Annotated in this window: 24 protein-coding genes and 1 pseudogene; 10 read left to right on the top strand and 15 right to left on the bottom strand. The window is 42.5% G+C overall.

The features are described 5' to 3' along the window. The first annotated feature begins 15 nt into the window (after positions 1 to 15). Positions 16 to 1,482, top strand: coding sequence for a nicotinate phosphoribosyltransferase (locus AXI57_RS04580; RefSeq protein WP_141292162.1), 1,467 nt, complete (start codon positions 16 to 18; stop codon positions 1,480 to 1,482). A gap of 137 nt (positions 1,483 to 1,619) precedes the next feature. Further along, a complete protein-coding gene (locus AXI57_RS04585; protein ID WP_061669360.1) occupies positions 1,620 to 2,852 on the top strand; it encodes an EAL and HDOD domain-containing protein in 1,233 nt (410 codons plus the stop codon). 18 nt (positions 2,853 to 2,870) lie between these two features. On the opposite strand, the gene AXI57_RS04590 is transcribed toward AXI57_RS04585, so the two are convergent. Continuing rightward, entirely contained in the window at positions 2,871 to 3,230 is a 360-nt protein-coding gene (locus AXI57_RS04590; protein WP_061669361.1) for a YuzC family spore coat inner layer protein, read from the bottom strand. A gap of 459 nt (positions 3,231 to 3,689) precedes the next feature. On the opposite strand from AXI57_RS04590, the gene degQ reads away from it, so the two are divergent. From degQ to AXI57_RS04620, 6 genes and pseudogenes are all read left to right on the top strand, one after another. Further along, positions 3,690 to 3,833, top strand: coding sequence for a degradation enzyme regulation protein DegQ (degQ, locus tag AXI57_RS04595; protein WP_003327149.1), 144 nt, complete (start codon positions 3,690 to 3,692; stop codon positions 3,831 to 3,833). A gap of 183 nt (positions 3,834 to 4,016) precedes the next feature. After that, positions 4,017 to 4,877 (top strand): polyprenyl synthetase family protein, encoded by an 861-nt coding sequence (locus tag AXI57_RS04600; protein ID WP_061669434.1) that lies wholly within the window; start codon positions 4,017 to 4,019, stop codon positions 4,875 to 4,877. A 15-nt stretch (positions 4,878 to 4,892) separates the two neighbouring features. Next, complete coding sequence (locus AXI57_RS04605) at positions 4,893 to 5,054, top strand: competence pheromone ComX (protein WP_061669362.1); 162 nt, start codon at positions 4,893 to 4,895, stop codon at positions 5,052 to 5,054. Positions 5,055 to 5,061: 7 nt separating this feature from the next. Beyond that, positions 5,062 to 7,356, top strand: a pseudogene (locus tag AXI57_RS04610) (histidine kinase). An 80-nt stretch (positions 7,357 to 7,436) separates the two neighbouring features. Continuing rightward, on the top strand, positions 7,437 to 8,078 hold the full coding sequence (gene comA, locus AXI57_RS04615) for a two-component system response regulator ComA (protein ID WP_003327154.1): 642 nt from the start codon (positions 7,437 to 7,439) through the stop codon (positions 8,076 to 8,078). 17 nt (positions 8,079 to 8,095) lie between these two features. Next, entirely contained in the window at positions 8,096 to 8,476 is a 381-nt protein-coding gene (locus tag AXI57_RS04620) for a hotdog fold thioesterase (protein ID WP_061669363.1), read from the top strand. Positions 8,477 to 8,514: 38 nt separating this feature from the next. Here AXI57_RS04620 and mnhG read toward each other — a convergent pair whose 3' ends face one another. From mnhG to AXI57_RS04655, 7 genes are read right to left on the bottom strand one after another with little or no spacing between them, the layout of a single operon-like run. Next, on the bottom strand, positions 8,515 to 8,889 hold the full coding sequence (gene mnhG / locus AXI57_RS04625; protein ID WP_003327156.1) for a monovalent cation/H(+) antiporter subunit G: 375 nt from the start codon (positions 8,887 to 8,889) through the stop codon (positions 8,515 to 8,517). Continuing rightward, positions 8,873 to 9,157 (bottom strand): Na(+)/H(+) antiporter subunit F1, encoded by a 285-nt coding sequence (locus AXI57_RS04630; protein ID WP_010789784.1) that lies wholly within the window; start codon positions 9,155 to 9,157, stop codon positions 8,873 to 8,875. Before AXI57_RS04630 ends, mnhG begins: the two co-directional genes overlap by 17 nt. Continuing rightward, on the bottom strand, positions 9,157 to 9,633 hold the full coding sequence (locus AXI57_RS04635; RefSeq protein ID WP_003327158.1) for a Na+/H+ antiporter subunit E: 477 nt from the start codon (positions 9,631 to 9,633) through the stop codon (positions 9,157 to 9,159). Before AXI57_RS04635 ends, AXI57_RS04630 begins: the two co-directional genes overlap by 1 nt. A gap of 5 nt (positions 9,634 to 9,638) precedes the next feature. Beyond that, positions 9,639 to 11,120, bottom strand: a complete 1,482-nt coding sequence (locus AXI57_RS04640) for a Na+/H+ antiporter subunit D (RefSeq protein ID WP_061669364.1) — start codon at positions 11,118 to 11,120, stop codon at positions 9,639 to 9,641. Further along, positions 11,113 to 11,454: a Na(+)/H(+) antiporter subunit C gene (locus AXI57_RS04645; protein ID WP_003327160.1), complete on the bottom strand. Its 342-nt coding sequence runs from the start codon at positions 11,452 to 11,454 to the stop codon at positions 11,113 to 11,115. The genes AXI57_RS04640 and AXI57_RS04645 overlap by 8 nt, the downstream gene beginning before the upstream one ends. After that, on the bottom strand, positions 11,454 to 11,885 hold the full coding sequence (locus AXI57_RS04650) for a Na(+)/H(+) antiporter subunit B (RefSeq protein WP_003327161.1): 432 nt from the start codon (positions 11,883 to 11,885) through the stop codon (positions 11,454 to 11,456). Before AXI57_RS04650 ends, AXI57_RS04645 begins: the two co-directional genes overlap by 1 nt. Continuing rightward, positions 11,863 to 14,283: a Na+/H+ antiporter subunit A gene (locus tag AXI57_RS04655; protein ID WP_061669365.1), complete on the bottom strand. Its 2,421-nt coding sequence runs from the start codon at positions 14,281 to 14,283 to the stop codon at positions 11,863 to 11,865. Before AXI57_RS04655 ends, AXI57_RS04650 begins: the two co-directional genes overlap by 23 nt. Before the next feature lie 243 nt (positions 14,284 to 14,526). On the opposite strand from AXI57_RS04655, the gene AXI57_RS04660 reads away from it, so the two are divergent. Continuing rightward, a complete protein-coding gene (locus AXI57_RS04660; protein WP_061669366.1) occupies positions 14,527 to 14,742 on the top strand; it encodes a hypothetical protein in 216 nt (71 codons plus the stop codon). 41 nt (positions 14,743 to 14,783) lie between these two features. Here the strand turns inward: AXI57_RS04660 and AXI57_RS04665 are convergent, their stop codons facing one another. From AXI57_RS04665 to malK, 7 genes are all read right to left on the bottom strand, one after another. Then, positions 14,784 to 16,124 carry a 2-hydroxycarboxylate transporter family protein gene (locus AXI57_RS04665; protein WP_061669367.1) on the bottom strand — a complete coding sequence of 447 codons (1,341 nt, stop codon included), beginning with the start codon at positions 16,122 to 16,124 and terminating at the stop codon, positions 14,784 to 14,786. Between the two features lie 152 nt (positions 16,125 to 16,276). After that, positions 16,277 to 17,236, bottom strand: coding sequence for a guanosine ABC transporter permease NupQ (gene nupQ / locus AXI57_RS04670; protein WP_061669368.1), 960 nt, complete (start codon positions 17,234 to 17,236; stop codon positions 16,277 to 16,279). Beyond that, positions 17,237 to 18,283, bottom strand: coding sequence for an ABC transporter permease (locus AXI57_RS04675; protein WP_003327167.1), 1,047 nt, complete (start codon positions 18,281 to 18,283; stop codon positions 17,237 to 17,239). Then, the gene (locus AXI57_RS04680; protein ID WP_061669369.1) at positions 18,276 to 19,808 is read right to left on the bottom strand and encodes an ABC transporter ATP-binding protein; all 1,533 of its coding nucleotides are present in this window, start codon (positions 19,806 to 19,808) and stop codon (positions 18,276 to 18,278) included. Before AXI57_RS04680 ends, AXI57_RS04675 begins: the two co-directional genes overlap by 8 nt. Positions 19,809 to 19,955: 147 nt before the next feature. Continuing rightward, positions 19,956 to 21,035 (bottom strand): BMP family lipoprotein, encoded by a 1,080-nt coding sequence (locus AXI57_RS04685; RefSeq protein ID WP_061669435.1) that lies wholly within the window; start codon positions 21,033 to 21,035, stop codon positions 19,956 to 19,958. Positions 21,036 to 21,540: 505 nt separating this feature from the next. Beyond that, positions 21,541 to 22,248 carry a response regulator gene (locus AXI57_RS04690; protein ID WP_003327170.1) on the bottom strand — a complete coding sequence of 236 codons (708 nt, stop codon included), beginning with the start codon at positions 22,246 to 22,248 and terminating at the stop codon, positions 21,541 to 21,543. Next, positions 22,241 to 23,839, bottom strand: a complete 1,599-nt coding sequence (malK, locus tag AXI57_RS04695; RefSeq protein WP_061669370.1) for a malate sensor histidine kinase MalK — start codon at positions 23,837 to 23,839, stop codon at positions 22,241 to 22,243. Before malK ends, AXI57_RS04690 begins: the two co-directional genes overlap by 8 nt. 174 nt (positions 23,840 to 24,013) lie before the next feature. Here malK and AXI57_RS04700 point away from each other — a divergent pair, with 174 nt between their 5' ends. Continuing rightward, positions 24,014 to 24,571 carry a YufK family protein gene (locus AXI57_RS04700; protein ID WP_061669371.1) on the top strand — a complete coding sequence of 186 codons (558 nt, stop codon included), beginning with the start codon at positions 24,014 to 24,016 and terminating at the stop codon, positions 24,569 to 24,571.

Consider the following 24,571-nt stretch of genomic DNA (forward strand, 5'->3'; position numbering starts at 1 on the left):
GGAAGGGGAAATAAATTGGTGGAGCATGGTTTTAAAGATGACAGTTTGTCATTACATACAGATCTTTATCAAATTAATATGGCGGAAACGTATTGGAGAGACGGCATTCATGAAAAGAAAGCGATTTTTGAGCTTTTTTTCAGAAAGCTTCCGTTTGAAAACGGTTATGCAGTGTTTGCCGGACTAGAAAAAGCGATTGAATACCTGGAAAATTTCAAGTTTACCGAGAGCGATCTCAATTATTTAAGACTGGAGCTTGGGTACGAAGAAGATTTTATCGAGTATTTGCGCGGCTTGACGTTTACGGGTTCGCTTTATTCCATGAAAGAAGGCGAGCTTGTTTTTAACAATGAGCCGATCATGCGTGTGGAAGCGTCTCTTGTCGAAGCCCAGTTGATTGAAACGGCTTTGCTCAACATTGTGAATTACCAAACATTAATTGCTACAAAAGCAGCGCGGATTAAAGGCGTCGTAGGCAATGAAGAGGCCCTCGAATTCGGCACGAGACGGGCGCATGAAATGGATGCGGCCATGTGGGGAGCGAGAGCGGCCCTGATCGGCGGATTTAGCGCAACAAGCAATGTCAGAGCCGGTAAGCGCTTTAATATCCCGGTTTCGGGCACACACGCACACGCACTTGTCCAGGCCTATCGTGATGAGTACACCGCTTTTAAAAAATATGCGGAGACCCATAAAGACTGCGTATTTTTAGTGGATACCTATGATACGATCCGTTCAGGAATGCCGAACGCGATCAAGGTGGCAAAGGAATTCGGAGACCGCATTAACTTTATCGGCATCCGCCTCGACAGCGGCGATTTGGCTTACCTTTCAAAAAAAGCGCGGGCGATGCTTGATGAAGCGGGATTTCCGGAAGCTAAAGTCGTAGCTTCAAGTGATCTGGATGAACATACCATTTTGAACCTTAAATCACAAGGAGCACGGATTGATATCTGGGGAATCGGCACGAAGCTCATTACAGCTTATGATCAGCCGGCTCTTGGCGCGGTGTATAAGCTTGTTTCGATTGAAGAAGACGGTAAAATGGTCGATACGATCAAAATCTCTTCAAATCCGGAAAAAGTGACCACACCGGGAAGAAAGAAAGTATACCGCATCATCAATAAATTGAATCACCATTCTGAAGGAGATTATCTGGCGCTTTACGACGAGCAGGTGAATGATCAGAAGCGGCTGAAGATGTTTCATCCGGTTCACACGTTCATCAGCAAATTCGTTACGAACTTTTACGCGAAAGACCTTCATGAACAAATTTTTGACAAGGGCGTCCTTTGCTATGAAAACCCCGAAATTACGGACATCCAGCAATATGCACAAGACAATCTTAAGCTTTTGTGGGAAGAATATAAGAGAATCAGCAAGCCGGAAGAATATCCGGTCGACTTGAGTGAAGAGTGCTGGAGCAATAAAATGCAGCGCATTCATGAAGTGAAAAGCAAACTTGATGAAGAGCTTGAATAAGTATGAAACAGACCTTTCTGACGCGGAAAGGTCTGTTTTTGATTTGAATATTATTTTTCATATTTAGACAAGATTCGCCAATTTATTTGATATACTTAAGATTGAAGGAATGCGCCTATGCTAAGGAGGATAAATCAATGAGGGTGTTTGTTGCAAGACAGCCTATTTTTAATATAAAAGAACAGGTTGTCGCTTATGAACTTCTATACAGAGAGAGTGAAGAGAATGTTTACTCGGCCGCAGACGGCGATCAAGCAACAACCGATTTAATCATTAACAGTTTTTTAAACATCGGGATTGAGAAGCTGACAGAAGGAAAACGCAGCTTTGTAAACTTTACCGAAAGCCTGATGTTTTCAGATCTCCCCACCTCCTTCAATCCGAATCAGCTCGTCGTTGAAATTCTTGAAGATATTCCGATCACCCCGGCTTTGATCTCAAGATGCAGACAGCTGAAAAAAATGGGGTATACCTTAGCGCTGGATGATTTTTATACCATAAACCCAACGGATGAACAACTGCTGCACAAGATGATGCAATATATTGATATCTTAAAAATAGACTTTTTAAAGACATCGCGAGTGGAACGAAAAAAAATTATGCAGACCTATAGATCCAAAGGGCTGAGCTTTTTAGCGGAAAAAGTGGAGACCCGCAAAGAGTATGAGCAGGCTGCGGCAGACGGCTTTCATTTGTTTCAAGGGTACTTTTTCAGTGAACCGCGCGTGATCTGCGGACATGATCTGTCGTTTCATTTTCACTCATATTACGAGCTGCTGAATGAATTGAGCAAGGAACAGCCCAATATACAGCGTGTCACAGAATACATAGAACGGGATTTATCATTATCCTATCAAATATTAAAGTTCTTAAATTCATCGCACACCCGCTTGACCCAAAAAATCGAAAGCATCAAGCAGGCCATTATGCTGCTTGGCTTTAATGAAATAAAAAGATGGGTGTATATTCTTTCTTTTAAAGATTTAAAGAAAAAAGGAAATTCAAGCAAACATGAGGTTATTAAAATCTCTTTAATGAGAGCAAAGCTCTGCGAACTGCTCGCAAAAAAAACAGCCCGCCCGCATCCATCCTCATATATGCTGATCGGAATGTTTTCTTTAATAGACACACTGCTGCATAGAGAAATAGAAGATATCGTGAAAGAACTGCCATTAATGGACGAGGTCGGACAAGCTTTGCTGGGGCACGAAAATGATTATTATAACATTCTTAAGCTGGCGAAGCTGATAGAGTGCAACAAATGGGACAGCTGCGAAGAAATATACCGTGAACTAAACAGAGAAGATGCATATAAATGTTATCTGGAAGCCATAGAGTGGTGCGATAAGCTTATGGGCGAAAAGGGTTAAAATTGTATTACGTTCTGCTTACGACCACTGCAGTGCAACAACAAAACGGCTGCGCGAATGAAGCAGGCTGATATGAATCCCATCTGGATTAAAGGAGACATCAAGATTGCTTTTCACGCCTGTTTGCCGAATCAGCCGTTTCACAGTTTCTGTTTTAGACTCCTGCGCAGCGGCGATAATGCGGCGTGACAGTTCGGGTGAGGCCGCAATGCCATAAATTACAAGCTGGGCATCCGCAAGCAGCCCCGCAGCGTCTTTTGCGGAGCGAATAAAGGATGCTGTATTCACTGACGGATAAGCGGGCGGACGCCAAGAAGCGTCTCTATATAGGCGGACAGCTGATGGATTCACATGATAACAGGGAATGGGGTATCTCATTCGGCACCTCTTCTCGAAGGGTATCGTCTATATTAGTATAGACCCTGCCATAAAAGATATGACAATGCAAAAAGGCCCCAACCTGAGTTGCGGTCTTTTCGGTGTTTGTCGGTCAGGAATCATTCATGTCGGCGTATCGAATTTTGAAAAAGAAACGCAAAGGACTATAGTCTTGGTGGAAGAATTGAGAAAACACTGAAAAACCAATGGGGGCAAGATTTTCTGCAATATCCATTCAAAACATTTGCTTATAAACTTAGAGCAATAGTCCCGTTCTCTTTATGAGCAATTAGTGAATATTGACCTATTGATATTTGCGGTGTCACGCATAGACTTTTTGCATACTTTTCGGTGAAAAATAACGCAAAACCGTTTACACTATTAATAACAGATCAAATACCTAGGACTCGTTCACCATACACAATTCATTGATCTTTCAAAAAAAGGAGTGTGGAAACGGTGGAAAAGAAAAAACTTGAAGAAGTAAAACAATTATTATTCCGACTCGAACTTGATATCAAAGAAACGACAGATTCATTACGAAACATTAACAAAAGCATTGATCAGCTCGATAAATTCACATATGCAATGAAAATTTCGTGAAAAAGACTTGGAAACAAGTCTTTTTTTTGTGCTTTCCCATACAATAAAAGGATAAAGTATTATATGATTGTTAAAAAACGAAAAACCCGCTGTCCAACCTGGGCGCCATTTAGTAAAATGGAATGGGAGGGGGAAGTCGTTATTGAGCAAATGTGTTTAGATACTACTCTGATCAAGATGAAAATGAAGGAGATTGTAAGCCAAAAGATATTTAATGAGGATTTGAATCGATATCTTCAAAATTTTATTGAATCCAAAGGTACGTTTGAGTTTGCTGAATTGGCTTTTCATCATTATCAAGCTTTCAATGGACAGGACGAGAAGGCAATTGAACTGTTAGCTGCCGGAATTGAATTGTTAATATTGTCATTTGATATTTATGATGACTTAGAGGATAGAGATAACTTAAATGCTGAATGGATGAAGATAGACTTGCCTATTTCTTTAAATTCAGTGACTGCTCTTTATACGCTAAGTATACAAATTATGAGTCAATCCAGTCATGATCCTCAATTTTCACAAGAGATATTGAATTTTGCATTAAAATCTATTCAAGGCCAGCATGATGACATCGTTAATGCTCCGCAAACAGAAGAAGAATGTCTTGAAATGATTAAAAATAAATCGGGTTCGCTAACAGCACTGCCATGTGTTATGGGAGTAATGCTTGCGACTGGAAAAATCGATCCAATCGTTGTGTCTTATTCTTATGAGCTCGGCATTATTTCACAAATCGAAAATGATTACCAAGGTTTATTTTACTTAAATAACGATTTTGTTCAGAAAAAAAATACATTGGCATACTTATATTTGAATAAGCGTTTTAATGAAGAATCAGTAGAACTTCTGCGTTTATATGAAAATCCAGATGTGTTTGTTTCAATGAATACTAAAATTTTAAAACAAAAATTAACTGAAGCCGGAGTAATACAATATTTACTTGTGATGAAACATTTATCTCTTCAGAAAATTAAAAAAGAAATTTCGCATTTGAAATTAGAAAATTATAAAATACAAAAATTGTTGTCAGTTATGATCAAATAAAGGAGGGGATATAATATGCAAGAAATGGTTGGATATTTAGTTAGATACCCACATGTTTTAAGAGAAGTTATGGAAGGCAATGCATGTCTATTGGGTGTGGATAAAGATCAAATTGAAAGTATTATAAACGGTTTTAAAGGCTTTGAAATTTATTCAAATGTCGATTGGAAGTACTGAGGCTTAAATGAAGGCTAGATATAATAAAATTTCTATTCTGTTAGTTTTGATGAGCTTGGTATATGTAATATATTTAACTTATATTAGTAATAATAATTTGTTAGTTGGAGCATCTGTTTCTAAAAATAAAAAAAGTGACGTTGTAATCACGAATGTAGAAGATTATACAATGGCTTATTACAGCGGTATACAAAAAGGCGATATTGTAAAACGTATTAATAATAGCAATATAAATCCAAATGAAATAAAAATGAATAAACTGAAAAATGTGAGCTCAATGATTGTGGAGAGAGATGGCAAGAATGTTGAGCTTAAGCTGACTTTATTAAATGATAAGAATTTTTCTACCTATTTAATACCATTAATATTTTATGCTGTTTGTTTATTTTGTTGTTTATTTATATTGAAAATAAATGAATCAAAGAATTTACTATCGGCTTTAATATTAATCGTTTTTCTATTATCAGCCTCTATTGCATTTATAAGTGCGGGAGGATCTACTAAGGGAGATTTACTTAGCAGATGTATGATGGTATTAACATTAATATCTGTGCCGCTTAACTATCTTCTCTTTCTTTATCAATATTTTAAAGAGTTAGGCACTATATTATTTAGTAAAAAAGTTTTTATTTTGTATTTGATTCCTGCAATAAATGTAGTATGTGAACTGTTTCGTTCTTATCTTTTTTTCAGAGATTATGTGCCTAAACTAAATCTACTTTCGTTTTTTATTTTATTCATAATAGTAGGTATTTATTTCGTTCTTATTTTAATGAAAAATAAAGATACTGAACAAGCACATATTATAAAAATTCTTGCGATAATTAATATCTTTTCATTTTCGCCGTTCTTGTGTTTATATCTGATACCTTATGTTTTCTTAAATGCGCATTATGTTTCTTCATTTTTATCTGCTTCATTTATGTTGCTTATACCATTTTCTTTGGTTTATCAATTTATGACAAATAAAATTTATAATATTGATTTTATTTTAAGCAGATTAAAATACTATGGTTTTTTAGCTCTAACTCCAACAATTATTCTAATTTCTACAATCGAGTTATTTCGTAGCCCGGAAAGTGATTATTATAATATTAAACTAACTTTGTTAATTTACATTATTATGCTTGCAGTTTTTTATTATAAAGAAGTGCTGGATTTTAGGTTTAGATTAAAAAGGGTCTCTGAAAAGTTTAATTATTAAGACAGTGTATATAAATTTACACAACTAATTAGAGACTCATCTTCTGTAACGCAGGTATTTGGAGAACTAAAAACTACCATTCTTGAGGTTTTACTTGTAAGCCGAGCCCATATATATGAAGTTACATTTGATGGGAATATAAAACCATACGAGGAAGTAAACTTACATTCATATCATGATATCTATCAAAAACAATTTAGTAAAGTAATATCTGAAATTGGGAAAATCGTTGAATTTAATAACGGTTTTGTCATGAAGATAGGTGAGCGCGGTGGTAAATCATTTGTTATACTTTGCTTATCTAAAATGAATACTCCCCGTCTCACGCTTGAAGAAATTTCTTGGCTTAAAACATTGGCTTTTTATACAAATGTCTCGATTGAAAACGTCATGAAAATTGAAGAACTGATGAGTCATTTAGAAGAAATAAAACAACAAGAATCAAACCCAGTCTGGCTCAAAAAACTGATGTACACTATCGAAGAAAAACAACGATCCGACCTGGCGCGTGACCTCCATGACTCCGTTCTTCAGGATTTGATCTCCTTAAAACGGCAATGCGAGCTGTTTCTTGCTGATTTTAAGAAGGAAGATCCTTGTAAGAATGAGGTGCAGGACAAGCTGGTGCAAATGAATCAGCAGATGTCTGATGTGATTTTGATGACGAGGGAGACGTGCCATGAATTGCGGCCGCAGCTCTTGTATGATTTGGGATTGGTAAAGGCGCTGTCAAAGCTTGTTGCGCAGCAGCAGGAAAGCGCGCCGTTTCATATTCGGCTGAATACGGGAAGGTTTACGGCATCGCTCGATCTGGATTCTCAGCTGAATTTGTACCGGATTATTCAAGAGTTTTTATCAAATGCCATGAAGCATTCCCAAGCCGGCGAGGTGCTGATTATGCTGATCAGTTTTCAAAATAAAATCGTTCTTCATTATGAGGATGACGGCGTTGGCTTTGATAAGGAAAAATTGAATGAACAATCGATGAGTATGGGGCTTTCAGGCATTAAAGAGCGGGTTCGTGCGTTAGACGGGCATCTTCGGATCGATACAAGCGTAGGAAATGGATTGCGAGCCGATATTGAAATGGAATTGTAATGGATTTATAACGGAATCGACTTGGCACAAGCCAAGTCTTTTTTATAAAATGGAAATGAATGAGTAAAAGGGAGGAAAACATGAAAAAGATACTTGTGATTGATGACCATCCGGCTGTCATGGAAGGCACCAAGACAATTCTGGAAACAGATGCAAATCTTTCTGTCGATTGTCTCAGTCCTGATGCCAGTGAACATTTTGTTCATAATCATGATTTTGCGGCTTATGATCTCATCTTAATGGATTTAAATCTAGGTGAAATCAACGGGATGGAGCTTTCTAAAAAGATTTTAAAAGAGAATCCTCTCTGCAAAATCATTGTTTATACCGGCTATGAAGTGGAGGATTATTTTGAGGAGGCCATTCGTGCGGGGCTGCACGGCGCGATCAGCAAGACCGAATCAAAAGAAAAGATTACGCAATACATATATCATGTGCTCAATGATGAAATTTTAGTGGATTTTTCTTATTTTAAACAGTTGGTCACTCATCAAAAAACAAAACCTGCTGCCGCTTCGCAAAATGATCAAGATGTTCTGACGCCAAGAGAATGTCTTATTCTTCAAGAGGTAGAAAAGGGATTTACCAATCAGGAAATAGCTGACGCGCTCCATCTGAGCAAGCGTTCGATTGAATACAGCCTGACGTCCATTTTCAACAAACTGAACGTCGGTTCCCGGACGGAAGCGGTACTGATCGCAAAATCGGATGGCGTACTTTAAAAAAGGGAGTTAACGTAATGGATATGAAACATACATTGCTTGAAGCGCTGGGCATTGAGATTACGGAGAGCACGGCGGAGAGGTGTGTTTGCATAATGCCCGTTGACCATCGTACGGTGCAGCCGTTTGGCTACCTGCATGGAGGTGCGTCAGCCGCACTGGCGGAAACAGCGGCAAGCGTGGGAGCACAGCATTTGATCGACCAAGATACTCAGGCATGTGTGGGTCTGGAGATTAATGCGAATCATTTGAAAGCTGTAAACAAAGGAACGGTGAAAGCGATAGCTGAGCCCGTTCATAAAGGCAGAACGACAATTGTGTACGTCATCAACATTTATGATGACGAGGAGAGACTCATTTGTATCTCCCGATGCACGATGGCTGTCATTACGAAATAGAAAAACAGCCGGAACTCTGCCAGTCCGGCTGCTCACTTTTATAAGTATGAATCCTCTTTTCGTTTAATCACAAAGTTCCTGATTCCCTCGTAATCATCCTGCACACTTCTTTTATCCAGCTTGACGCCCGAATTATACGCGGCACGGCAGATTAAGTGTCCGCCGACAGGCGCTGTGATAAAGATGAATAAAATGCCGAGCAGAATTTTAATCGATATTTCTCCCGTTATAAACCACAAAAAGAAAAATACTCCTAGCAAAATCACATTCACACCGAGTGTCGATCCTTTTGAGGCGGCATGGGACCGCGTATACATATCCGGCAGCCGGAGCGTCCCGAAGGAAGCGACAAGACAGATGAGAGATCCCATAAGAATAAAGATGGCCACAATCCATTCAGCGATCTCGATCATTTTCGATAATCTCCCCTTTTTCCAAGAATTTAGAAAATGCGATTGTTCCGATAAAAGACAGAATGCCTAATAGCAAAATAATATCCAAAAACACGCTCGTGCGCAGCAAAATGGAGACGAGCGCCGTAATGGCAATCAGGTTGATGCCGATTGCATCAAGCGCAATCACCCGGTCTGGCACAGACGGCCCTTTGATGACCCGGATGACATAAAGAAGAGTCGAAACCGCCATAATGCCGAGTGAAATCTGAAGAATGACAGTAAGCATCAGCGGCTCACCTCCTGAATTGCTTTTTCAAAAGAAACGCGGATGTCGTGTATCGCTTTTTCAGCATCTTCGATATCCATCGCATGGATATAAAGAATGTCTCCATCATCGGAAATATCCATCACAAGTGTACCCGGCGTTAAGGTAATAAGCAGAGAAAGCAAAGTGATCTCCCAATCCTCCGTTAACTCTGTTTTAAACGCGAATATCCCAGGCCGTATGTTGAGTTTCGGCTTTATAATCGTTTTTAACACACTGACATTGGCAAGGTACAATTCTTTTATGAATATCAGAACGAGTTTGATGACAGCCCACAGCTTCCACAGGTAGAATGGGTGGGCAAAGAAGCGCCTGAAGAAAAAGAGCGACACCATGCCTAACACAAACCCCGTTACGAAGCTGACGGCGCTCGCATCATTACTTAGCAGCATCCAGCAAAAAGCGAGAAGAACATTTAATAAAAGTTGAAAAGCCATGCCATCTACTCCTTCAAAACAGCTTCAATATATTTTTCCGGATTCAGTAATGTTTCTGCCGCCTGGTTGACGTAAGGTGACACATACTCTGTTCCGAGTCCGAAAAGAAGGGACAATAGGAGGAATACCGCTGCCGGATAAAGCAGTCCCTTTGCTGTTCGTTTTTCCTGATTTGGCGTTTCTTTTTCTTCTCCCCAAAAAGCATACATGAAGATTTTCAGGACCGAGTACAGAACGAGCAGGCTGGACAATAAGACCAGTATGGATATCACAAATTCCCCTTGGGCAAAACCGCCTTCCGCAATTTTAAACTTACCGACAAACCCGCTGAACGGCGGGATTCCCGCGAGAGAGACAGCGGATATTAAAAACATCCAGCCGAGAACCGGATACCTCTTAATCAGTCCGCTCATTTTATGAAGGCTGGCCGTGCCTGTCAGCGTGATCAGCGTGCCCGCCAGCATAAATAACGCGCCTTTAATCAACATATCGTGGATTAAGTAGTAAATCGCGCCTTGAATCGAAGCGGGTGTATTGACCGCAATCCCAAATAAAATGACGCCAACCGCCGTAATAATATTATAAATGACAATTTTCATCACATCAGAATAGGCGATTGAGCCGATGACCCCGAATAAAATCGTAAGAGCCGCAAGCCACATCATGAGCTGATGGGTAAATTGGGTATCGTGGATGAAAATGAGCGTAAATACCCTCGTAATGGCATATAAGCCGACCTTTGTCAGCAAAGCGCCGAACAAAGCGGCAATCGCGGTCGGAGGCGCATAATAAGATCCCGGCAGCCAAAAATAGAATGGGAAGATCCCGCCTTTGAGACCAAACACGATGAGAAAAAGAACGCCGATCACAGTAATCAGTCCCGTTTGGCCCGATTCACTGATTTTTACACTCAGATCCGCCATATTTAACGTCCCTGTCACAGCGTACAGAAAGCCGACACCGATGACGAAAAGTGCGGATGACACAATGTTAAACACAATATACTTTAACGATTCTCTAAGCTGGATCTTTGTTCCTCCGAGAACGATCAGCATATAGGATGCAATAAGCAAAAGCTCAAAAAATACATACATGTTAAATAAATCGCCTGTTAAAAACGCCCCGCTGACACCGGCAAGCAAAAATTGCACACCGGAATAATAGAATGAGCGCTCCCGTTTTTCGCCGATTGAACGGTACGAATAGAGGACAATCAACAGGCCGATGACGGCTGTTGTTAATACAAGCAGGCTGGCAAACTGGTCTGCGGCAAGCACAATGCCGTAAGGCGCTTTCCAGCCGCCGAGATTCAGCGTTTGGACCCCTTTTGTAAAAACGGTCTGAACGAGGATTGCGCTGATGACAATCGCAAGAACAGAAGCCGCCGCGCTGAAGACCCGTGTGAGCATAATGCGCTTGTTCATAAAAATCAGCGCTACTGCCGCCAGCAGCGGAATAAGAATTGGTAAAATAACAAAATTATTCATGTTGATCATTTCCCCTCATTTGATCCATATCATCTGTATGCAATTCCTGATAGGCTCGAAAGGCCATAACGAGGATAAAGGAGGTAACGCCGAATGAAATGACGATAGCCGTCAAAATCAAGGCTTGCGGAAGCGGATCAACAAATGCCTTCGCATGCTCGCTTAAAACCGGCGGAGCGCCTTTCTTTAAGCCGCCCATGGTAAGAAGCAGCAAGTGTACGCCATGACTCAAAAGCGCCGTTCCGATAATCACCCGGAGCAGGCTTTTAGAGAGCAGCAAATAGGTTGCCGCCATAAATATAATTCCGGCAATTACAGCCATTAAGATTTCCATTATTCTTCCTCTCCAATCGTCTGAATAATGGTCATCGTCACACCGACAACAACAAGATAAACACCTAAATCAAACAGCGTGGCTGTCGCCAGTTCAGTTTTGCCGAGAAACGGCAAATGAAAATACCCGAACGTATGGGAGAGGAAAGGGGCGCCGAAAACGAAAGCCCCCGCACCTGTTAAAATCGCGATGAGAAGTCCCGTACCCGCCACATAAATGAAATTTACCGGCAAAATGGCCTTTACTGTTTTTAAATCGTAGGCCAAGAGTAAAAGGACGATAGAAGACGAGGTAATCAGCCCGCCGACAAATCCTCCGCCAGGCGCATTATGCCCTGATAAAAACAAATAGAAAGAGAAAAGCAAAATAATAAAGGATACGAGTTTTGTTACGGTTTGCAATATCATGTCATTTGTCTTCTCTTGGTTCAACGCTTTTCCCCTCCTCATTCACTTTTATTTTGATCATGCCGTAGATGCCGAGAGCGGCAATCGTCAATACCGTAATTTCGAACATCGTATCAAAGCCCCTGAAATCAACCAGGATGACATTGACTACATTGTCTCCTCCGCCAAGATCATGGCTGTGTTTTGTGAAAAAGGAAGCGATGCTGTCTTTTGTCCGCTGGCTTGAAGATGCGATGCCAAGCAGAGTGACGATGATGCCGACTCCTAAGCTGATGATAAAATTGTTCAGGCGGAACGTTCTTGTTTTCTTTTTCCATCGGAGTTTCGGCAAATGATAGAAGCAAAGAAGAAACAGCGCAACAGAAATCGTTTCGATGACAAGCTGTGTCAATGCTAAATCCGGCGCTCTGAAAATCACAAAAAACAGCGCAAGGGTATAACCGACGACCCCGAGCGAAATAATGGCAGTTAATCTTGATTTGGCGAATACAGTCGCCGCGGTTGCGCTGATCATGACAACTGAAAGAATGATTTCATATACCCCGATTTTTGCAGTTCCTTCTGTCGAAAACGAAAATCCGCCTTTAAAGACGAGAGCCGACCCCATCAGAATGATAAAAGCCGCAAATACATACAGCAAATAATCTCTTAAAAATCCGGTCATATACCGTTTTGTCACTTGATACGACCCTTTTTCCATCCCGATTGTCAGCTTGTCGTAAAGCCGGTTCAGCGTGAGCTTTTCGGGAAATAGCTGATAAATGCCTTTCCACTTCGATAAGGTCAAGTATCCGGCCGTTCCGATGACAATAATGCCTAGTGTCATAAATACCTCGGCAGTAAATCCATGCCATTGCGAGATATGAACATGAAATTTTTCATGGCTGTCCAGGAGAGTCGGATAAATCGAACTCACCGCCGGCTCTATCACGCTGTAGGACAATATATTCGGAAAGAAGAACAGGCTCACCGCAAACGCGACAAGAATAACAGGTGAAATCAGCATGCCGATCGGAGCCTCATGTGCTTTTTTCTCAAGCTTGTCCGGCTGATAGCTGCCCCTGAACGTTTGAAACAGCAGTTTCATGCTGTAGATAAATGTAAAGACACTACCGATCCAAGCGAGTACAGGGAAAAGCACTCCCCATGTCTGGACATTAAATAGGTCAACATGAGTTACCCGAAGCATACTTGTAAAAAACATTTCTTTACTCAAGAACCCGTTAAATGGCGGAAGGCCGGCCATTGAAAACGTTCCGATCAGAGAAATAGTGAAGGTGATCGGCATAATGGCCATCAGACCGCCCAACCTGCGTATATCTCTTGTACCCGTTTCATGATCAATGATCCCGGCTGCCATAAATAAACTTCCTTTAAATGTGGCATGGTTGATCAAATGAAAGATTGCGGTCATTGTTGCGACCGTATAGTACTCTGTGTTGTCATAATGCAGAGCGGCTGCACCGGCCCCGAGCATGGACACGACCATTCCAAGCTGGCTGACTGTGGAAAAGGCCAAAATCGCTTTTAAATCAGTTTGTTTCACAGCATGGAACGAGCCCCATACCATGGTAATGATTCCGGTAAGAGACACAATCCAAAACCACTCAGAAGAAAAGGCGAAAACAGGACTGAATCTTGCAATGACATAAATGCCCGCCTTTACCATAGTAGCGGAATGAAGATAGGCGCTGACAGGGGTTGGCGCTTCCATGGCATCCGGCAGCCAGATGTAAAATGGAAACTGTGCTGATTTGGTAAATGCCCCTAATAGAATCAGAATCATCGCAGGAATAAAGAAATCATGACCCGCAATCAAGTGAACCTGGTTAATCATTTCTCTGATACTGAAGGAATCTGTAATGATATACAGAAGGATAAAGCCCCCAAGCATACAAAGTCCGCCAAATACAGTAATCAACAATGATTTCGTTGCCCCGTAGCGTGACTTTTCCCGTTTGTACCAATACCCGATCAATAAAAACGATGACAGGCTAGTCAGCTCCCAGAACATATAAAGGACCATTACATTGTCTACCAAAACAACGCCGAGCATGGCGCCCATAAACATCAATAAGTAGACATAAAAAGGGCCGAGCTGTTCCTTTTCCTTTGATAAGTAAAAAATGCTGTACAGGACTACCAAAGCTCCGATCCCCGTGATCAATAAGGCGAATAGCAAACCGAGACCGTCTATATAAACGGTAAAGTTAATGCCTAATGACGGAATCCATTCTAATACGGACCTGACTGTCTCTCCAGCCATCGTGATGCTGAGCATACGAATAAAGTATATAAACAGCAAAACGGGAAGGACTAATACAAACCAGCCTGTATGAATTTTTTTTGCATATTTTGCAAAAAAGGGAATGAAAAAAGCGAATAAAAAAGGCGATAAAATAGCGAAATGTAATAGCTGCAAAAAATAAGACCTCCTTCTGTCTTTCTCAATTGGCGTATGGCTCTATGTATAAATAAATCGTAAGAATAAACGGTCAAACGACCCAGTCCAAATTATAACGCACATTTTATACGAATGTCATGATTCAATGCGAGAAAATGAGGTTTATAAGGTCTTTTGAACTCAAATTAAGTTTAACAAAAATCAGTCTCTTTGTATATTCAATTTGGCCCTGGCTCATGCTGTTAACAGGGAGCTGATAAGATGAGAAGAAAAGCCGCCGTATGTTCACTCTTATTTTGTTCGATCACAGCGGGAACATTCATCATGAATAAATATGAAGGTCGACGCTCATTCACAAGTGTGGATGAATGGGAACGATTTTTTCTTGCAGAGCATCTGACAGATGAGATAAAAGAAACGGAATCTCAGCATATTCCATTCGAGCCGCGGGAGTATATGAGGATTGTCACACGATAAAAAAGAGTTCTGCCGTAAGGGCAGAACTCTTTTCCGGTATACTATGAAGTGAAAAAGCGCAGTAAGATCGTTGCTGAGATGACTGTTCCCGCTCCGCCGAGACGGGTTGAGATTTGAGCGAAAGGCATAAGGCCCATTCTTCCTGAAGCGGACAAAATCGCGACATCTCCTGTTCCGCCGAGTCCGCTGTGACAGCAGGTGACAATTGCAGATTCGACAGGGTACATGTTCATCAGCTTGCCCACAAAATATCCCGAAGTAATCATGGCAACGACTACTGAGATACAGATGATAACAAATGGAATCGAAATCACAGACGCTACGTCATCTAACGGAATAAACAAAATACCGAGGCCTACCATAAGAGGCCATGTAAAGCTTGAAGAAATAAATTTGTAAAGCTGATAAGCTCCATCTTCCATCTTTTTCGGCAGGATATTCGCATATTTCACTGCCGCTGCCGAAATGATCATTAAAATCGCGCCGGGAATGAAAATGAATTTTTCTAATAATCCACCGAAGATAAAGAATGTACAGGCAAGCAGAACACCTGCACCCATTAGTTTAAAATCTATTTTTGCTTCAACTTCCTTCTGGTTGAAGATATCATTTGCTTGCTTCGACTTCACGAGGCGCCCATTGCCGTTAAGCTCCGGTCGTTTTTCGCCTAATTTTTTCATCAAAGCTGCACAGATGATGGCGACAACGTTTCCGATGATCGCAGCCGGCACAAGCTGAGACACGTATACATCGGCTGAAGAACCCAAGATTTGCGAGTACGCAAGCGAGAGAGGTAAAATTCCTTCACCTATTCCCCCGGCAATAATCGGAACGACCACAAAGAAAAAGGAGTCGTACACGCTGTAGCCAAAAATCAAACCGACAAGCACACCCGCAGCCACCGCAGCAAGCGTACCGGCGACCAAAGGGACGAACATTCTGATAAATCCCTGGATCAATACTATTCGGTTCATGCCGAGGATACTTCCTACAACAAGACAAGCAATATAGAAATAAAGGAAATTCGATGTTTTCATTAAATTTGTAACCGCGTCTAAAGAGGCGGGGTTTAACACCTTAAAAAACACCAAAAAAGAAGGAACAAACAGAGACAAAATAGCCGGTCCGCCGATATCTTTTAAAATCGGAATGCGCTGGCCGATATCTCCGAGAAAAACACCCAGTATCATAATGATGGCAAAACCGCCAAGCATGTTTGCCGGCAGCTCATTGTAATAAGCTGAAAGAATAATAATAACTGCTAAAACTGTATATAATGGCAGAGGTATCACACCGATTTCCCTTGTCCATATTTTTTGAAACAGGTTTTTCTTTTGTGGTACATCAGGTGAAACCACCTCTGTTTTATTGACAGCTCCCATTGTCATACACCCCCATGTCGTTTGTTACAGTGTAAAAGAAAGCGTTAACAATTTATATTTTTTTAAATTAAAAAATCAATAAACAATTAAATTAATAGGGTATATTGTCATAGAAAAAAATCCCCAGGAACATGCTTCCGGGGGAGGGTGAGTTAACGTTTTCCTTTAATATAAGGGACGCCGTTAGCTTTCGGCGCATCCGCACGGCCGATAAAACCGGTCAGTGCGAGAATGGTTAATACATAAGGTGCAATAAGCATATACACGTTCGGTATGTCCTTGAAAAGCGGAAGCAGCGAGCCGATGATGCTTAAGCTTTGCGCAAAACCGAAAAACAATGCCGCGCCGAGTGCTCCGATTGGATGCCATTTTCCGAAAACAAGTGCGGCGAGCGCGATGAAACCTTGGCCGGAAATGGTGGAGTGGGTAAAATCAAGTGCGATCGTAGAAGCATACACGCCGCCGCCGAGACCGCCTAGCAGTCCGCTTATCATGACGCCGATATACCTCATTTTATATACATTGATCCCCATAGTATCAGCCGCCAGCGGATGCTCGCCGACTGACCGGATGCGAAGGCCGAATGGTGTTTTGAACAGAATAAACCAAGATACAAAGGCCAGCACAATGGCGAGGATAGATGTATAATACACATCTGAAAAGAAAACCTTTCCTAACACGGGAATATCGCTTAAACCCGGGATATTCGTTTTATAAAAGGGTTCTGGGATTTTATCGGTTTGCGCTTTTCCATAGATGAGCTTTACGATAAATAAAGTGGCCCCTAATGCGAGCATATTAATCGCTACTCCGGTGACGGTTTGATCCGCCCGAAATGAAATCGCGGCGACTGCGTGAATGAGCGAAAACAGCGCGCCGGCAATCATAGCCGCTAAAAGCGAGAGCCAAGGTGCGGCTGCCCCGAGATCATGCCCAAAAAATAAGTTGAATAAGACACTGGTGAAGGCGCCGACGATCATCAGCCCTTCAAGGCCGATATTTACTACGCCTGATCTCTCGGAAAAAACCCCTCCGAGCGCCGTTAAAATGAGCGGGGCTGCATACACAAGCGTGGCCGGGACAATGATTGATAAAATTTGCAGGAAGTCCACTTATTTTGCCCCCTTTTTCTTCAATTTCTCCAGCATCAAACGGATGGCATAGCTGGACGCAACAAATAAAATAATAATGGCGATTACGATGTCGACAACTTCTGTCGGCACGCCCGATTCAATCGGCATATTTAAAGCGCCGACCTTCAGTCCGCCTAACAGACAAGCCGCAAGCACAACGCCTAAGGCTGTGTTTCCTCCGAGAAGAGCCACGGCGATTCCGTCAAACCCTACGCCTGTAAATGCTCCTTTCACTCCGGCGTAACCAAATGTTCCGAGACCTTCCATAGCGCCGGCAAGGCCCGCAAAAGCTCCGGATATCAGCATGGAGGTCATGATGTTTTTACGCACGCTCATTCCGGCATATTGCGAAGCGTGCTGGTTGAAGCCGACTGCCCGAAGCTCAAATCCTTTGGTTGTTTTATTGATGATAAACCACATCAAAACAGCCGCGAGAAGCGCGACAAGAATCCCCCAGTGAAGCCGCGAAAAATCCGTAATCTGCTCAAAAAAAGGAGAGCGGAGGGAGGCCGATTCATGGATTTTCTCTGTTTTATCCTGATTGTCTGTCATCACATTTGAGATCAAATAATTGGTCACATGCAGTGCAATATAATTCATCATAATGGTGACGATTACCTCATGAACGTAGAAGCGCGCTTTTAAAAATCCGGGAATGAATCCCCATAAACCGCCGGCGGCAGCTGCTGTAATCAGAGCAAGCGGCAGGTGAATATACGCCGGGCCGTCAAATGCCGTTCCGACCCACACGGCAGCCGTCCATCCGACAAGGAGCTGGCCCTCAACACCGATATTAAAAAGACCGGTTCTGAATGCGAAGGCTACAGCTAAGCCGGATAAAATATACGGTGTAACCTGGCGCACCGTTTCGCCGATATAGTAAATTTCGCCGAATATCCCATTCCACAAGGCGGAATACCCGCTGACAATGCTGTAGCCGCTGGCAAGCATAATCACTGCCCCGGCTGACAGCCCGAGAATAATGGCGATCAGCGGAATGAGTAAATGAGAGAGACGTTTATACATTTGCTTTCCCCGCTTCCTTGTGCATACTTCCTGCCATCAGGAGGCCGAGCTCCTGTTCCGTGGTTTCTTGCGGATTTACATTTGCGATAATGCTGCCTTCAAATAAGACGGCAATCCTGTCACTTAGATTGATGATTTCATCCAATTCAAAAGACAGAAGGAGAACGGCTTTTCCGGCGTCGCGCTGTTCAATCAGCTTTTTATGGACAAATTCAATGGCCCCGACATCAAGCCCGCGTGTTGGCTGTGCGGCGATTAACAAATCCGGGTTCCTGTCCACTTCGCGGCCGATAATGGCTTTTTGCTGGTTTCCGCCTGATAAAGCCCGCGCATGTGTATATTCATCAGGCGTCCTGACATCGTATTCTTTTATCAGGCTGTTCGCTTTTTTATAAATCTCGCTTTTATTTAAAACGCCGAATGCCGAAAAAGGTTTGTGGTAATAGCTTTGCAGGGCAATATTTTCTCCGATCGGGAAATCAAGCACGAGCCCGTGTTTATGGCGGTCCTGGGGGATATGACCGACGCCTGATTCTGTCACCTTTCTTGGCTTCAAGTTTTGAATTTGCTTTCCGTTTAAGGAGATTGTTCCAGATTCCGTTTTTCTAAGGCCAGTGATCGCTTCGATTAACTCGGTCTGCCCGTTGCCGTCGACGCCGGCTATACCGACGATTTCACCCGCCCTTACAGAAAGGGACAGCTTTCTGACCGCTTCTACTCCGCGGATATCTTTTACAGTGACCGCATCAAGCGTGAGAACTTCCCCTTTTTGCCGGGCGGCTTTTTTTTCAGTTGTGAACGAGACGTCCCGTCCGACCATCAGGCTGGCCAGCTCATCTTTGGTGGTATTTTGCACATCAAGTGTTTTGATGCCTTGTCCTTTTCGGATGATGGTGACGCGATCGCAAACCTCCATGATTTCTTTTAATTTATGGGTGATGAGAATAATGGATTTTCCTTCACTCACCAAGTTTTTCATAATTTGAATCAGCTCTTTAATCTCCTGAGGCGTCAAAACAGCAGTCGGCTCATCGAAGATCAGAATGTCGGCTCCGCGATACAGGGTTTTTAAGATTTCCGCACGCTGTTGCATTCCGACTGAAATATCGGATACCTTAGCTTCCGGATTAATTTGAAGGCCGTATCTGTCAGATATCTCCTGTACCTCTTGGGAAGCCCGCTTCCGGTCTATCCGGCCAAGCTTTTTTGGCTCCTTGCCGAGAATGATATTTTCGGCGACCGTAAACGTATCAACGAGCATAAAATGCTGATGCACCATACCGATTCCAAGTTCATTCGCCTTGTTTGGGCTGTTAATGTGGACGCGCTCCCCGCGAACCCGTATTTCGCCTTTTTCAGGCTGATAGAGGCCAAACAGAACATTCATAAGGGTTGATTTCCCCGCTCCGTTTTCGCCGAGCAGCGCATGAATTTCGCCTTTTCCGACTTGGAGAGTAATGTTGTCATTGGCGACGATTCCGGGAAATTCCTTGCGTATATTGAGCATTTCAATAATATATTCCACAGGTTTGACCGCTCCTTTTATGTAGAGATGCTTTTTAGAAAGAGTCTGGCAAAAGAAAAGCGGCAGAGGAGAAAGTGCAGCTTTTCCTTTACCGCTCTGTCAGTAAAACAGGGGATAAGGGTTCGCTTCTCCTTATCCCCTGGGCTCTTATTCAGCTTTGAAGTTTTTAAGTTCCTTATCGGTTGACGGAACTTTTAGCCCGTCGATGATTTTTTGTTTCCATTCATCAACTGATTTTTTGACATCGTCAGACAGGTTTTGGTCAGAGGATGAGATGCCCACCGCATCTTGGTCTAATCCGTATGTGATGGTTTTTCCGCCTGGGAAGTCGCCTTCACTCGCTTTTTTCGTTAAGTCTTCAACAGCCGTATCAACCTTTTTCACCATAGAGGTCAGTGTGACGTTATCGTCTGTTCCCTCCACTTGGCCTTCTGCGTATTGGTCTTTGTCAACGCCGATGACCCAGACGTCGCGTTTAGGATCTTCTTTTTTCAGGTTTTTCGCTTCTGTGAAGACTCCGGTTCCCGTCGCGCCTGCCGCGTGATAGATGACGTCTACGCCAGATTTATACATGCTTTCCGCTGTGGCTTTGCCGACTTCGGCTTTATCAAAAGCTCCGGCGTACTTTACTTCGACTGTCGCTTTAGGATCGGCAGCTTGTACACCCGCACGGAACCCGATTTCGAATTTTTTAATTAATTCAGATTCCATTCCGCCTACAAATCCGATTTTCCCTGTTTTACTGGACAGCGCTGCGGCAACGCCGACGAGGAAAGAGCCCTCATGCTCATTAAATGTAAGGCTTGCCACATTGTTTTTATCCACTACAGCATCAATGATCGCGAAATTCGCATCCTTGCGCTGATCGGCGATTTCACTGATGGAATCTTCCATCAAGTAGCCGACGCCGTAGATCAGATCGAATTTTTCACGGGCCAATTTATTTAAGTTCGTTGTATAATCTGCATCAGATTTTGATTGAAGGTAAGTGTATCCGTTTTTGCCTTTTTTCAGCCCGTTATCTTTACCGAAAGCTTGAATGCCTTCCCAAGCTGATTGGTTAAAGGATTTGTCATCCACTCCGCCGATGTCTGTTACCATCGCCACGCTGAATTTGTTTTTGTCTCCGCCGGAGCCGCTGCTTTTCTCGCTGTTCCCGCATGCCCCTAAAATGGTGCCTGCTGCGATCACAAGTGACATCGCCAAGCCGATTTTGCGTTTATTCAAGATATAACCCCCCAGTATAATTTGGTTCGTGCTGATCTGGCAGTCATGCTGATGGTTGTCCTGATCAAAGTTTGCAGTTGAAAAAGTGTGAGAATCAAGAAACTTTCTGATAATAATGAAAAGATTGATCAAGGGCAGGTCTTTCTTCCCCTATACGGCATTATTCTTTGAATTTCCATCAAAGGGCGGGGAAGAGATGGATGTTGGGTCATTCCATACGGAAAAACGTGAACACCGCTTTCAGAAGTGTGACTTATGACTTATGCGTGAGGATCAACTAACCAATCATAATTTATCATTTTACTGCCAATAAATAAATAGAATTTCACACAATTTTTTAAAAAATACCTATTTTCTGAATTAAACTCCTAATCATATCAAAAAAATGAATCAGACATGCCGTTGTTATTTCTATATAGCTTAAAGCGGGGAGGTTCAAGCTCTTTGGCATGAGATGTAACGCACAAAAAAAGCGCACTGTCCCGGGCAGAACAGTGCGCTTTTTTTATAGATATTGTTTAATTCCGCTGGCATTTCCCGTGTTAACGTTGTACTGGAATACGGGTCTGCCGATCGTTCCATATGCCATTTCGACATTCAGCACTTGAATGTCTTCTAAAAATTTTAAATATTTTCGAATGGATACTTGAGAAATCTCTGTATGATTCGCTAGGTCTTCCGTCGTGAAGGAGGCGCCTTCAAACGACTGAATGCTGGACCAAATGAGTTTCAGCGTGCTTTTTGTCAGGCCTTTTGGCAGATGCACTTTTTCAGATGCTTCTTTTTTCTGAAAAAGCTCCGCATCAAGTTCCTTTTGGCTCATGCTTCTGTGGGTCGAGTATACTTTTTGTTTACGGCGATAGTCAGAAAGAGCGGTTTGGAAGCGATCAAATTCAAAGGGCTTGATTAAATAATCGACGGCTCCGTAGCGGAGTGTTTTTTTGATGACATCAAGCTCACTCGCTGCTGAGATGACAATGACATCGACCGATTCATTCTGGCTTCTGATTTCAGTCAAAAGCTCCAAGCCGTTTTTCCCCGGCATATAAATATCGAGCAGAATCAAGTCGATATGATGCTCGCCTAAAACGTGCAGCGCGCTTTGAAAGGAAGAGGCGATTCCTTTCAACTGAAAGCCTTCAATTTGGCTTAAATAGCGTTTATTTAATTCACCCACCATGGGGTCATCCTCAACTATTAATACATTAATCATGCTGTTCCTCCTTCGATTCGTACGGTATGCGAAGACTGAAGGTCGTTCCTTCGTTCTTTTCACTGGTTATAATCATCTGGCCTTTCAGGTTCTCCATGCTTTGCTGGGTAAAATAGAGGCCGAATCCGCGATTTTTTCCTTTTGTTGAGTAGCCTTGTTCGAATATTTTTGTTTGGTCTTCTGCCGACAGGCCTGACCCGGTATCTGAAATTTCAATGTGCAGCTGTTTTTCGTGATAGCGCATGGACATGGATATTTGCTTTTTCGGCCTGTTTGACACCGCGTCGAGGGCGTTGTTTAAGAGATTGCCGATAATCGTAATCAGCTCATGGACCACAGACGGATCAGCCGCGTTCGGGATGACATTGTCGCATTGTATGTCCAAATCTGCGCCTTGCTCTCTTATATAGCTCTGCTTTCCTAACAGGAAACCCGCAAGGACCGAGCTTTTCACATCATTTATAATTTCACTTGTTTCTGATTTTTGCTGAATGGCAATGTCTTTAATATAATCTCCTAGATCATCATACTCTTTCAGCTGTACAAGGCCTAATATGACATGAAGTTTATTCATGAATTCATGAGATTGCGCTCTTAACGCGTTTGCGTACATTTTAACACCTGAAAGCTGTTCGGCTAAATGTTTAACCTCCGTTTTATCCCGAAATGTCGCGATTGCGCCGACAGTTTGTCCTTTCAGCTGGATTGGAACTTCGTTAAATACGAGCTCTAATCCGTTAATTCGGATATCTCTGTCTTGAAGAGGCTTTTTCGTTTCGATCACTTGTTTCAGCCGGCTCTTTGGCAAAACAGCATTGACATCCTGGTCGATCGGATTGACCAGGATGCCCATTTTAATAAACAGGCGCTTTGCTTCCGCGTTGGCAAGCTTGATTTTCCCTGATTCATCGACGGCAAGTATGCCTTCTTTCGTTGATTCAAGCATAGCGCTCCGTTCTTGAAGAAGTGTCGCTATTTCATACGGCTCGAGGCCATACATAATGTTTTTGACGGTACGGGCGACGATGACGGCTCCGATGACACCTACGAAGATGCTGACGCAAATAATAAAGTACAGAGGACGTAAGCTGTGGCTGATAATCTCATCTATTTCATTGATCGTTATGCCGACCGCTACCGCTCCGACCTGTTTCCCGTCCTTGTTATAGACAGGAACAAACGCTCTCATTGACTTTCCCAGCGTACCTGAGGCAGTGCTGATATGAACATGCCCTTTTAGCGCTTGTGTTTCATCTCCGCCGGTAAACCGTTTTCCGATTTTGTCCGGATTCGGATGTGTTTTTCGGATTCCGTTCATGTCCATCACCACGACAAATTCAGTGCTTGTGATTTTTTGGACTTGGGATGTATATTCGCGCAGCTCTTGATCTTTGCCATTCTCCAATGAATCGGGAACAATCGGGGCATCCGCAACCATTTCAGCGGTTTGCAGGGCAGTGGATTTTTCCTGCTCTCTGATACTTCGCGACGTTTGGGCGCCGATCGTAAAAAAGGTGATAAACAGTGCGATTAAGACGACAATACAGACAAAAATCGTTAATCTGGTTTGCAGTTTCAGCGTTTTTTTCATAGAAGCATTCCTCACGTTTTTAATTCCTGCGTACTACTTTACTCCCAAAATGCCGGTTTGTGAAGATTTGGGGCTTTATTTCGTAAAAAGGAGAAAAAATGGAATAATTTATCTTGTCAATGCGTTTTAAGTCCTCCATAATAAATGAGGTAGATTACAGAAAGGGACTTTACTATGAAAAATACATATTTGACAGGATATTTTCCGCTTATTGCTATCCTGCTCTTTAGTTCGTCTTTATCCATTTCAACTGCTCTCTATGCGATGAAGCTTCTGTCTTCATTGGGAATTTATGATGGAATGCTGGAGTATTTCTCGGAGAAAGGAATCAGACTCGCGTTATTCGCAGCATTTGCTCTTTTATATTTTATGGTTTTATCCGCTCTGAAATTAATTGCGAATACTGTGACGGAGCTTTCGCTTCTCTTTTTTGCACAAGACCCTGAGGGAAACAACCTGAAGAAAATCAGGCTGGGCGCTGCCATTTATTTAGGCGGAGGCATTTTATCCTTTGCGCTTGTCCAAAATGTGTTTTGGATTGCGGCTCTCTTTGCCGTTGTCACACTTGCTTATTTTATCTTTATTGTGTACAAAATCCATCCGACGCTGTCTATGGTTTCACTAATCGGCTTCATTCTGCTGGAACTGCTGTTTTGGTTTACGTTTATTATTGGCATTTTGTTCATATTTATCAAGCTTTATAATAGCATAATGGCTAGCTTACCTGTGTAA

It is taken from the genome of Bacillus atrophaeus, from assembly GCF_001584335.1.
GTDB classification, from domain to species: Bacteria; Bacillota; Bacilli; order Bacillales; family Bacillaceae; genus Bacillus; species Bacillus atrophaeus.

What these genes read in the sequence shown, in the direction of transcription:
- AXI57_RS04585 (WP_061669360.1), top strand. Translation starts at nt 1,620, where the DNA reads ATGAGGGTGTTTGTTGCAAGACAGCCTATTTTTAATATAAAAGAACAG.
- AXI57_RS04590 (WP_061669361.1), bottom strand. Translation starts at nt 3,230, where the DNA reads ATGAGATACCCCATTCCCTGTTATCATGTGAATCCATCAGCTGTCCGC.
- AXI57_RS04600 (WP_061669434.1), top strand. Translation starts at nt 4,017, where the DNA reads ATGAAGGAGATTGTAAGCCAAAAGATATTTAATGAGGATTTGAATCGA.
- AXI57_RS04605 (WP_061669362.1), top strand. Translation starts at nt 4,893, where the DNA reads ATGCAAGAAATGGTTGGATATTTAGTTAGATACCCACATGTTTTAAGA.
- comA (WP_003327154.1), top strand. Translation starts at nt 7,437, where the DNA reads ATGAAAAAGATACTTGTGATTGATGACCATCCGGCTGTCATGGAAGGC.
- AXI57_RS04620 (WP_061669363.1), top strand. Translation starts at nt 8,096, where the DNA reads ATGGATATGAAACATACATTGCTTGAAGCGCTGGGCATTGAGATTACG.
- mnhG (WP_003327156.1), bottom strand. Translation starts at nt 8,889, where the DNA reads ATGATCGAGATCGCTGAATGGATTGTGGCCATCTTTATTCTTATGGGA.
- AXI57_RS04630 (WP_010789784.1), bottom strand. Translation starts at nt 9,157, where the DNA reads ATGCTTACTGTCATTCTTCAGATTTCACTCGGCATTATGGCGGTTTCG.
- AXI57_RS04635 (WP_003327158.1), bottom strand. Translation starts at nt 9,633, where the DNA reads ATGGCTTTTCAACTTTTATTAAATGTTCTTCTCGCTTTTTGCTGGATG.
- AXI57_RS04640 (WP_061669364.1), bottom strand. Translation starts at nt 11,120, where the DNA reads ATGAATAATTTTGTTATTTTACCAATTCTTATTCCGCTGCTGGCGGCA.
- AXI57_RS04645 (WP_003327160.1), bottom strand. Translation starts at nt 11,454, where the DNA reads ATGGAAATCTTAATGGCTGTAATTGCCGGAATTATATTTATGGCGGCA.
- AXI57_RS04660 (WP_061669366.1), top strand. Translation starts at nt 14,527, where the DNA reads ATGAGAAGAAAAGCCGCCGTATGTTCACTCTTATTTTGTTCGATCACA.
- AXI57_RS04665 (WP_061669367.1), bottom strand. Translation starts at nt 16,124, where the DNA reads ATGGGAGCTGTCAATAAAACAGAGGTGGTTTCACCTGATGTACCACAA.
- AXI57_RS04675 (WP_003327167.1), bottom strand. Translation starts at nt 18,283, where the DNA reads ATGTATAAACGTCTCTCTCATTTACTCATTCCGCTGATCGCCATTATT.
- AXI57_RS04690 (WP_003327170.1), bottom strand. Translation starts at nt 22,248, where the DNA reads ATGATTAATGTATTAATAGTTGAGGATGACCCCATGGTGGGTGAATTA.
- malK (WP_061669370.1), bottom strand. Translation starts at nt 23,839, where the DNA reads ATGAAAAAAACGCTGAAACTGCAAACCAGATTAACGATTTTTGTCTGT.
- AXI57_RS04700 (WP_061669371.1), top strand. Translation starts at nt 24,014, where the DNA reads ATGAAAAATACATATTTGACAGGATATTTTCCGCTTATTGCTATCCTG.